This window comes from Paenibacillus sp. P4_A7 (assembly GCF_056402455.1).
In genome coordinates this window covers 1-10,009 of the sequence record NZ_JBFUHJ010000178.1, presented here as the reverse complement: position 1 = coordinate 10,009, position 10,009 = coordinate 1, and the positions used below count along the sequence as shown (strand labels likewise).

Below are 10,009 nucleotides of genomic sequence, written 5' to 3'. Positions count from 1 at the left end.
CGCGAAGAGAGACGCATAGTTCGGTGAAAAGCATGGCGCCTAACAGGAATAGAGATAGTCGAACCATTCCCACACCGTTATGCAACGTCACACTATCCATTAGTTTACCGATTAGTAAGGGTGCAGCCGCACCACATACGACTGTAATAACGGTTAATAGTGATACGAGTAGAATAGCCCCTTTGGAACGGGTAAACTGCTTGGTGAAAAATATGATCCAATCCAACGATTTGAACAAAATCCACACACCTTTAGGTAAAATGAAGTGGATTTATCGTAGCAGTCGTAACCTTATAGGGTCAAACGGTAAAAACAAATGTTCGCCTTTTTGGGTTTGTTGATCCTATATGGGAGGAGAGCATTTTCTGAAAATGAAAGCTTGTCTTTTCTCGTTCTTGCTCTCTTTTTCTTTGTTTTTGCATTATTTTCTATTCACTATAATTATGGGGATTGGTTCTTGAATTAGCATTAAATAGAAGTATAATGGATGGATATATTCATTGCGAGGTGGAGTTAATGAAAAAGTTTATGGCAAACCCGAGGGGGAAGGCATACGAGCAGCTTATCGATTTTGTAATCGAACGTACTGCTTTTTTTGTAGTAGCAGATAGATATCAATTAACTGAGAGAAGCGAGCATTGCGCTGCTCTATTAGCACGGTTGAAGCCATTCCTTGTTGCTGAGCGAAGCTATACGGAACTTCAGGGACGTAACGCAATTGCATACAGTGAAGGGACTTATTATGTTTATAAATGCAGCAAGAAAGCTGGAGAACTATTGAAAGAGGTCAATGATAGCCTATATGGATGGAAGCTTCCGTTTGCGCTTGAGGACTTAAGTTTTCTGGATGCGGAGGGTAAAGACTTTCTCGTCAACATTGCACATGAGGAAATTGGCTGTATAGACATTGATGAAGAGGAAGCGGAGTTATTGTCTCATGACATTCCAGGGCTTTTTATTAAGCTTGAGGCGCACAGTGAGTTTGATCGTTTTCTGGACGACGCGATTAGACATCAGGCGGATAAACTAAGGATCACTTCGTTCGGAATTACAGAAATCCCGGATCGCATTCGTGAAATGCAGCAACTGAAGCATCTTGAAATTTTCGACCAACATATTAAGAGGCTGCCGCTAGGACTTTTCGACATTCATACATTGGAAAGCTTAAGCATAATGACTGCAGACCTCGAGTCCATTCCGAAGGAAATTGGCAAGCTTACCAGTTTGAGAAGCCTGACGATTTATTGCGGAAGTTACGATCAACCAGCTATTGGACGAAAAGTGATTGCCAAATCGGATGTGTCCATAGACAGCCTGCCGCCGGAATTTGGCGAACTGCAGCAGCTGGAGGAACTAAGTATTGGTTATACCAGAATGAAAGAGCTGCCAGAGGAAATAGTAAAGCTGCAGAAGCTGCGAACATTAAATGCAGGGAACAACATGTTGACTAGCGAGCCGCCTTTTTTGTCGGAAATGAAAAATCTGAAATACGTAAATTTTTCCGATAGTCCGTTTGGAATTGTCGAGAGACAATAACGGGTGATTCCTTATGTATGTTTCTGCACCGCGCGAGGCTCCCAGCGCGCGGTGGGGCGATACGTGTTGGCAGTCAGCCTCATCTGCGGCCCGGAGACGATGTTAGGCTAGTTTCAAATTGTGAAACTAATGACAGTTATTATGGGGAAAGGGACAATTTAGTTTCAGAAATTGCAGCTAATTCACTGGAAATAGGGCAGAATTCAGCAAAACAGGCGATTAAGTTCATCCCCTGATACTAAATCGCAGCTCACCTTTTTGTGGCGTCATTTAATTGCAATTATTGAAACTAAGTTTGATACTGCGCATGTAAACAAATAGTGCATCTAAATAAAAAGAGCATGTAAACCGGGCCATTTCTAATATTGAATTTTGAGCTCAGTAGCGGTTATTTCGACCGAGTGGCGTGAGGCTGCCATGCTGCGAGTGGCGTGAAACTGCCGTACTGAGAGTGGCGTGAATCTGCCGTATTGAGATTGGCGTGAAACTACCGTACTGAAACTGCCGTACTATTTTAGGGAGGGTAACTTGATGGGTTTAGCGGATGTTATTTATAATAACTTAGTCAATGAAGTACTTGAAGATGGCGAGTGGGACAAGGGTCAGGACGTTCGTACAGTATGGGCAGACGGTACACCGGCCTACACCCAAAGCGTCATTTGCAAGCAATTGAAATATGATAATTCAGAGGTGCCTATACTGACAACCAAAAGGGTTGCATGGAAATCAGCTATTCATGAAATGCTTTGGTTTTATGTGAAAAGGACAAGTGACTGCTCTTATCTAGATGATAATAAAGTAGGCATATGGACCGATTGGACAAACGAGAACAACAATATTGGCAAAGCCTATGGCTATCAGCTGGGTAAGCCGATTATGCTGAACGGAAAAATTACCAATCAAGTCCATCATTTAATCGAACAATTAGTAACGAACCCCGGCTCGAGAAGGCATGTTATTTCGTTATGGAATATTGATGATTTAGACCAAATGGAGCTGTATCCTTGCGTATGGAATAATCAGTGGCTGGTGAAGCAGAACAAGCTGCATTTGATTGTTAATGCTAGATCCAATGACATTGGACTAGGCAACCCATTTAATGTGTTCCAATACTATGTTCTGCAGCGCATGATCGCACAAGTAACGGGATATCAATTAGGGACGCTGACGTTGAATATAAATGACGCCCATATTTATGAGCGACATATCGAGCCGTTGAAGGAGCAGATTGGGCGAGAAGCCTTTTCGGCTCCCGAGCTTTGGATAAATCCAGAGATCAAACATTTTGATGATTTTACAATTAAAGATTTTGAATTGAGAAACTATAGCTATCATCCGTCCATTAAGATGGAAATCGCTATTTAAAAATACCCCATAAGGAGACTTATGAAAATTGGACTAGTAAGACATTTTGCCATTACGTATAAACCGTTATCAAAGTGGAGTTAAACGTGAACGATCCTAGGTATCAATAAGGGTCAATCAGCCGCTAAACTCGAAGCGGGTGTGTAAATGCTGCAGCGTAAATCAGCACTGCCTTGAACCTGTAGAGAGGTTAGATGAAACAGCATTTTACCGGCTTTTGCGTGTCTGAATTCCAGAAGCACATCGGGGGCAGAGCTAACCTGACTTTGCTCCCATAGCTGGTCAAACGCAGGATGAACCCCTTTCATTTCCTGGATAAATCGCTCATACCAATCGTCATCCACATATTTTCCATAATAAGCACGGAAGATAGCTAAGAACCCCTTTACAAATTGCTCCCAATTGACAGCTAACCGCTGAAACTCTTTTCTAACAAACAAGAGACGAATCATATTTCTCTGCTCGTACGGAATCTTATCAAAATCAAGAAAGACACGAGACGCCGCTTCATTCCACCCGACGATATGGTAGTGCCTGTCGGTAATAATAGTAGGACAAGACTTCAGCTCTTTCAAAATAATTTGTAAGGAAGGGCTAATTGGTGTCTGCTCATCCATAATAGCAAACGCTGCGGTTGAGCTTGTTTCCTGTGCTAACGCATACAAGTAATTACGTTCATCTTGAGTTAGACGTAATGCGGAGGACAAGCTATCAAGCACAGAAGCAGATACTTTAATATCTCGCCCTTGCTCAAGCCATGTATACCATGTCGTGCTCACTCCCGATAATTGAGCGACCTCTTCTCTCCGAAGTCCAGGCGTTCTTCTTCGCGTTCCTTCAGGTAAACCAACGGATTGCGGCGAGGTTTTCGCACGTTGTGATTTTAAGAAATGAGATAAGGCTTGTAGTCTGGTCTGCGTATTCATATTAGCGGCCTCCACTTGTTATTACATGTATTGTGGTGTTAATTATACTAGGATAACCAACAACTTGTAATAGGATAAAAAAGGTGGCAAGATAACGCTATAAGAGATTGCGAAAGGGTGGATTACAATGGAGAGAGTCGTTATTACTGGAATGGGGCTTATATCGCCGCTTGGAAATGATGTCGAAACATTTTGGAGTCGCCTTGTAAGCGGTGAATCAGGTATTTCCAACATAGATATATTTGATACAACTAGGCAGAAGTCGAAAATAGCAGGCATCATTCGAGATTTTGATGCTGATGCTAGGTTTGGCCGAAAGGAAGCACGGCGCATGGATCGCTTTAGCCAATTCGCATTGGCGGCCGCGGAGCAAGCTTTGGCAGACTCAGGACTTATACTTGATCATATGGATAAGGAACGACTAGCGGTATACGTAGGCTCCGGCATCGGAGGAATTCAAACGCTGATGGATCAAGGGGATGTGCTCAGAGACCGCGGTCCTGAGCGAATCAGTCCGACTTTGGTGCCTATGATTATTTCAAATATGGCAGCTGCTATGATTAGCATTAAGTTCGGAGCATTGGGTCCGTCATTATCGCCGGTAACGGCTTGCTCGATTGGCAATACAGCGATTGGTGAAGCTTCTCGACTGATCCGTCTTGGCTTGGCCGATGTCGTTATTGCAGGCGGGTCAGAAGCGGCTATTTCAGAAATATCGCTTGCTAGCTTTGGGAACGCGACCGCTCTATCGACGCGTAATGAGGATCCAAGCGGGGCAAGCCGGCCTTTCGACTCAGGGCGCGACGGCTTCGTTATGAGTGAGGGCGCGGGTATCGTTATTTTGGAGTCGCTGTCTCATGCATTGAAGAGAAAGGCCAGAATAGATGCGGAAGTAATCGGCTACGGCGCCAGCTCTGATGCGTACCATATGGTGGCTACTCATCCGGATGGAAGTGGTGCTTTCCAAGCAATGAAGGCGGCACTCCGTGAAGCCAATATTGCTCCTGAGGAAGTAGACGTTATTAGCGCCCATGCTACTAGCACCGAGGTTGGCGACCGTTCGGAAACGACAGCTATTAAGAAACTGTTCGGTGAGCAGGCATATCGAATTCCAATTACGGCTAATAAATCGATGACTGGACATATGCTGGGAGCGGCGGGTGGTGTTGAAGCAATTGCGTTAGTGAAGAGCCTGCAAGAGGGAATCATTCCGCCAACCATTAATCAAAATGAGAAAGACCCATACTGCGACCTGGACTATGTGCCAAATACAGCGCGGAAAGCTGATTTGAAAATAGGTATGTCCAATTCCTTCGGATTCGGTGGGCACAATGCCGTTATCATTCTGAAAAGATATGAGGGGGAGAGTACTTGAGTGATATGTACATCAATTGATCAGCGATTCCTTTATTGAATATCGGATTTGGACACTTATCAGTAATGGCATTCTTACGTTTAAAGGGCTACCGGGTGCTATGTATTTGTACTCCATTCGAGTAAATTAATATTGGGGGAGAGCGGGATCGGCTAACAATTTAAGTCAATCCGCTGCTCTCCTTTTATTTATCTCCCTGTTCCTCCCGCAGCATGGAAGGAGACATTCTTCGATGTTTTTTGAACGTTCGGCTGAAATAATAAATGTCGTTAAAGCCGGTTGCCACAGCGATGTCTGATATGGACAGAGGACTATGGCGCAGCAAATAATCAGCTTTATTCAAGCGTGTTGCCGTTACGTATTCGGTAACGGTGCGTCCACTCAGCTCCTTGAATAGACGACTGAAGTGAAAACGGCTTAAGCCGGCTATCTCCGAAAGAAAATCAACAGATAAATCCTCCATATATTGCTGGTCAATGTACTGGAAAATCGGTGAAAATCGTTCCACGTTTTTAATTCTCTCGGCGTACTCGTCTTTAGATAATACTGTAGCCACATGACCTCGCAGAAGAAGCATTAGCAGTCTATATARTTCTGATTTGATTGCCAGCTCGAATCCGAACTCACGTGTCTCCATCTCATTGATAATGGCATGCATGCATTCCGTTATTTTAGTGTCACCGACGATTAGGTTACGCAAAAGGATACGATTCTGTGAAATTGGTGTAATAAACTTCGTTTCGGCAGCATCCACCGACTTGCTATGCAGCAAAGAAATGTCGGCAATGAGCGCATAGTAGGATAGATTAGTTGAGCGGCTGATCCCATAATGCAGCTCGTTGCTGTTTACAACGATTAGATCACCTTCTCTAGCTTCAATAGCCGTAGAGCCACATTCAATTGTAGCCTCACCCGAAACAAAATATAAGAACTCAAGATGCTCGTGCCAATGATGTGGAAATACAACCTGATCCTGCTTTTCAAAGAAAGATTGGTGCAATTTAATAGGGAAATGAGGATCTGGCATATCCATAGGTTCACGTAGTGATTTGAACTTGTCCATTTTTATGTATCCTTTCAATCAGATAGCACAATTGTACAAATAAACCGCACAAGTCTGCATGGAGTTGACCGTTAAAACTATTATAATACGAAAGTATATACATGCATAATGTTATGATATTAAAGGAGAGATTAGCCAATGAAACCTGTACAAGTAGCAGTAATAGGAACGGGCTCTATTTCATCAATGCATCTCAGCTCATACAAGAAGAATACAAATGTTGAACTTTATGCGGTTTGTGATTTAAATGAAGAACGTGCGAATGCAGCAGCTAAGCTGTACGGCGCGACGAAAGTATATACGGATTACCGTGAACTGCTTGCAGATCCAGTTATTGAAGCTGTAAGCATCTGTACATGGAACAATACACATGCGGAAATTAGTATCGCAGCTCTAAAAGCGGGCAAGCATGTTCTCGTTGAAAAACCTCTTTGTCGTACGGTTGAGGAAGCGTTATCAATTAAAGACGCGGTAAAAGAATCGGGCAAGCTGCTTCAAGTGGGCTTCGTTCGCCGTTATGATGCTAATGCGCAATTGCTTCGTGCGATGGCTGATCGCGGTGAATTCGGTGAGATCTATTATGCGAAAGCATCTGCACTCAGACGTCTTGGAAACCCTGGCGGTTGGTTCTCTGATGTTGAGCGTTCAGGCGGCGGGCCATTGATCGATATCGGCGTGCACGTTATAGATATTTGCTGGTACATGATGGGACGTCCGAAGCCAGTATCCGTAAGTGCAAATACTTACAATAAACTCGGCAATCGTTCAAACATCCAAAACTTAAGCTTCTATCAAGCTGCGGACTACGATGCGACTAAAAATACGGTTGAAGATATGGCAAATGCGCTTATCCGTTTCGAGAACGGCGCTTCCTTACTAGTTGATGCGAGCTTTACACTGCACGCTAAGTCTGATGAAACTACGATTAAACTGTTTGGTGAGAAGGGCGGCTTCGAGATTGAGCCTGAGACAGTTATCGTGACTGAACAGAATAATACGATGGTGAACATCTATCCACAAACGGATAACAAAGGCTTCGAAGTTAACGGTGCTTTCCAAAATGAAATCAATCATTTCATCGATTGTGTAAGAAGCGGCAATACGCCGATTAGCCCGGTCGAAGATGGCGTTGAAATTATGAAAATATTGTGCGGTATCTATGAATCTGCAGCAAAAGGAGCTGAAGTAACACTATGAAACTAGGAATTAGCTCATATAGTTTGCACTGCGTTCTTGCATCTGGTGAAATGACTATTCAGGATGCTATCAAATATATTGCTTCACTAGGCGGAGAGCATATCGAGATCGTTCCGATTAGCTTTGATTTAACGAAAAACCCTGAGCTTATAGATGTTATCCGCAATCAAGCACAAGAAAGCGGCATTGAAATATCCAATTATGCAATTGGTGCTAACTTCTCTGGACTAACTGACGAAGAGTTTCAGCTTGAAATTGAGCGTGTGAAGCATGAGGTTGACATCGCGAACAAGCTTGGCGTTAAGAAAATGCGTCATGATGTTGCGTCATCCAAGGATCTTTCGATCACGAAATTCAACTCCGAGCTGCCAAAACTTGTAGAAGCATGCAGAGCTGTTGCTGATCATGCTGCTCAGTATGGCATCACAACTAGCGTTGAAAATCACGGCTACTTCATCCAACACAGCGATCGAGTAAAAGCGCTTGTTGTTGCAGTAGATCGTCCTAATTTCAGAACAACACTTGATGTAGGTAATTTCCTTTGTGCCGATGAAAATCCTGTTGTAGCTGTAGGAAACAACATCAGTTTGGCATCGATGGTCCATGTTAAGGATTTCTATACACGTCCAGCTGCCTTGGCACCTGGAGAAGGTTGGTTTCCTTCAAGCAGTGGCAATTGGCTGCGCGGAGCAATCGTAGGCCATGGTGATATTGCTATGCGCGAAGTGCTTCAGAAGGTGAAAGCAAGCGGATATGACGGATATATTTCCATAGAGTTCGAAGGTATGGAAAATTGCGTTGTAGGTGCAAGACTTGGTTTTGAATATGTAAAGCGTACATGGAACGAACTATAAACGATGGGGAGTGTTAAGGTAATGCAAGGTCCTATCATAACAAATAAGATTGGCGTAATTGTAGATAGCTTCAAGCTTGGTGTTAAGGATGGTCTGGTTAAGGCGAAGGAAGTTGGAGCAGACGGCGTACAGATGTACGCGGTGTCTGGTGAGCTTGATCCTGCCAACCTATCTTCTGCAGCAAGAAAAGAGTGGAGATCCTATATTCAATCTTTAGGTCTCGACGTTTCTGCTTTGGTTGGTGATCTGGGCGGCCACGGTTTCCAAGATCCGAAGGAAAATCGTGCGAAGATCGATAAGTCGARGCGCATTATGGAGCTTGGAATGGATCTTGGAACAAATATCGTAACGACTCATATCGGTATCGTGCCAAGTGATCGAAACAGTCAAGTTTATGAGACGATGCATAACGCATGTGTGGAGCTCAGCCAGTTTGCACATGACATGAATGGACACTTTGCGATTGAAACTGGGCCGGAAACTTCGGCACATTTGAAAGAGTTTCTAGACGGTCTTGGTAACAAGGGCGTGGCTGTAAACTTTGATCCTGCTAATATGGTTATGGTTACAGGCGATGATCCGGTACAAGGTGTTTATAATTTGAAGGATTATATCGTTCATACACATGCGAAGGATGGTATTAAGCTTGCTCATATCGATCCGCGTGACGTATATGGCGATTATGGCTACGAAGTATCACTGGACCATGATGCGATTGCTGCTATGGCCGAAACTGGAGCAGCTTTCCGCGAGGTTCCACTTGGTGAAGGCGGCGTTGATTGGTCAGCTTACCTGCTTGCGCTTCAAGAAATCGGCTATGCTGGTTACTTGACAATCGAGCGTGAAGTTGGCACGAATCCTGAAGGCGATATTAGCAAAGCCGTTCAGTTCCTTAAGCAGTACAGAGCGAAGTAACTAATAAGTGGTGCTAGTTCTACTTTCACATAGAACTCCCATCCATTTCATCAGGAAAAACCAGACCGAATAGGGTCTGGTTTTTCTTATGATAGGTTTAATAATGGATTCTATTAGGTTGCTCATCTCTCTCTATATGTTGGTGTACAAGATCGTAGAGTCTTGTACACCAACATATACTATGGCTTTATCTTACATCACCAAAGAGAGATTTAGYGGTATTTCCAAGCTTCATCGTAACGTATGGTGATAATGCCGTTCTGGGCGAAATATTGCTTAAGCCGATCGTCCTGGAATAACCTGCGGTCGGCGTCTCTCTCCTTGGCGATATGCTCCCCGGAAATGTTCTTATTTCCGAACCTTCTTATTTCTTCATCGTTGAACGTGGGATGCGTTATCAATCGATAAATGCCGGGACTTGCGCCATCAAGAGTATGTATGAGGTTCATCACCGGATCCTCTTGGGTTAATCCGGCGAACGAAATATCACTGCATACATTCCGATAAGACATTAACCCTTCACTTTCGCACCACTCATCGAATAAAGCCGGTAGCCGATCATCAATTCGATCGAAGCCCATATGTGTATCGGCATAGATAGGCCGGAATCCTAACTTCCTGACCACTTCCAACTGTGCTTGCAATTCGGCCATCACTTCTTTGACCTGAATTCCTGACTTTTTCCAATCGGCCGGAGATTTATGGAGCGTACCGTCTTCGAGAACAAGGCTGGGAACTTGTTCCGGAGGCAGAACGGTGCTCCAGCGAACGCGATCCC

11 protein-coding genes are annotated in these 10,009 nt (G+C 44.0%); 7 read left to right on the top strand and 4 right to left on the bottom strand.

Translation table 11 applies throughout. The features are described from left to right. Positions 1-238, bottom strand: a 238-nt coding sequence (locus AC1DWN_RS19390) for a hypothetical protein (protein ID WP_477560545.1), incomplete at its 3' end; no start/stop codon positions are given. Positions 239-516: 278 nt separating this feature from the next. On the opposite strand from AC1DWN_RS19390, the gene AC1DWN_RS19385 reads away from it, so the two are divergent. Further along, positions 517-1,536, top strand: coding sequence for a leucine-rich repeat domain-containing protein (locus AC1DWN_RS19385; protein WP_477560544.1), 1,020 nt, complete (start codon positions 517-519; stop codon positions 1,534-1,536). Between the two features lie 531 nt (positions 1,537-2,067). Beyond that, entirely contained in the window at positions 2,068-2,901 is an 834-nt protein-coding gene (thyA, locus tag AC1DWN_RS19380; protein WP_477560543.1) for a thymidylate synthase, read from the top strand. A 113-nt stretch (positions 2,902-3,014) separates the two neighbouring features. On the opposite strand, the gene AC1DWN_RS19375 is transcribed toward thyA, so the two are convergent. Then, positions 3,015-3,827 (bottom strand): helix-turn-helix transcriptional regulator, encoded by an 813-nt coding sequence (locus tag AC1DWN_RS19375; protein WP_477560542.1) that lies wholly within the window; start codon positions 3,825-3,827, stop codon positions 3,015-3,017. Between the two features lie 127 nt (positions 3,828-3,954). On the opposite strand from AC1DWN_RS19375, the gene fabF reads away from it, so the two are divergent. Together fabF and AC1DWN_RS19365 are read left to right on the top strand one after the other, a co-directional pair. Further along, on the top strand, positions 3,955-5,202 hold the full coding sequence (fabF, locus tag AC1DWN_RS19370; RefSeq protein WP_477560541.1) for a beta-ketoacyl-ACP synthase II: 1,248 nt from the start codon (positions 3,955-3,957) through the stop codon (positions 5,200-5,202). Between the two features lie 16 nt (positions 5,203-5,218). Beyond that, a complete protein-coding gene (locus AC1DWN_RS19365; protein WP_477560540.1) occupies positions 5,219-5,332 on the top strand; it encodes a DUF3658 domain-containing protein in 114 nt (37 codons plus the stop codon). 54 nt (positions 5,333-5,386) lie between these two features. On the opposite strand, the gene AC1DWN_RS19360 is transcribed toward AC1DWN_RS19365, so the two are convergent. Then, positions 5,387-6,265 carry a helix-turn-helix transcriptional regulator gene (locus AC1DWN_RS19360; RefSeq protein WP_477560539.1) on the bottom strand — a complete coding sequence of 293 codons (879 nt, stop codon included), beginning with the start codon at positions 6,263-6,265 and terminating at the stop codon, positions 5,387-5,389. 138 nt (positions 6,266-6,403) lie between these two features. Here AC1DWN_RS19360 and AC1DWN_RS19355 point away from each other — a divergent pair, with 138 nt between their 5' ends. Genes AC1DWN_RS19355 through AC1DWN_RS19345 form a run of 3 tightly spaced genes read left to right on the top strand, consistent with a single transcriptional unit; the run spans position 6,404 to position 9,231 of the window. Continuing rightward, positions 6,404-7,462, top strand: coding sequence for a Gfo/Idh/MocA family protein (locus AC1DWN_RS19355; protein ID WP_477560538.1), 1,059 nt, complete (start codon positions 6,404-6,406; stop codon positions 7,460-7,462). After that, on the top strand, positions 7,459-8,316 hold the full coding sequence (locus AC1DWN_RS19350) for a sugar phosphate isomerase/epimerase family protein (RefSeq protein WP_477560537.1): 858 nt from the start codon (positions 7,459-7,461) through the stop codon (positions 8,314-8,316). The genes AC1DWN_RS19355 and AC1DWN_RS19350 overlap by 4 nt, the downstream gene beginning before the upstream one ends. A 21-nt stretch (positions 8,317-8,337) precedes the next feature. Next, the gene (locus AC1DWN_RS19345) at positions 8,338-9,231 is read left to right on the top strand and encodes a sugar phosphate isomerase/epimerase family protein (RefSeq protein ID WP_477560536.1); all 894 of its coding nucleotides are present in this window, start codon (positions 8,338-8,340) and stop codon (positions 9,229-9,231) included. A 212-nt stretch (positions 9,232-9,443) separates the two neighbouring features. Here the strand turns inward: AC1DWN_RS19345 and AC1DWN_RS19340 are convergent. Next, positions 9,444-10,009, bottom strand: a 566-nt coding sequence (locus AC1DWN_RS19340) for a ChbG/HpnK family deacetylase (protein WP_477560535.1), incomplete at its 5' end; no start/stop codon positions are given.

Bases quoted from the DNA above. Each gene is read 5' to 3' on its own strand.
- AC1DWN_RS19385 (WP_477560544.1), top strand. From the start codon at position 517: ATGAAAAAGTTTATGGCAAACCCGAGGGGGAAGGCATACGAGCAGCTT.
- thyA (WP_477560543.1), top strand. From the start codon at position 2,068: ATGGGTTTAGCGGATGTTATTTATAATAACTTAGTCAATGAAGTACTT.
- AC1DWN_RS19375 (WP_477560542.1), bottom strand. From the start codon at position 3,827: ATGAATACGCAGACCAGACTACAAGCCTTATCTCATTTCTTAAAATCA.
- fabF (WP_477560541.1), top strand. From the start codon at position 3,955: ATGGAGAGAGTCGTTATTACTGGAATGGGGCTTATATCGCCGCTTGGA.
- AC1DWN_RS19355 (WP_477560538.1), top strand. From the start codon at position 6,404: ATGAAACCTGTACAAGTAGCAGTAATAGGAACGGGCTCTATTTCATCA.
- AC1DWN_RS19350 (WP_477560537.1), top strand. From the start codon at position 7,459: ATGAAACTAGGAATTAGCTCATATAGTTTGCACTGCGTTCTTGCATCT.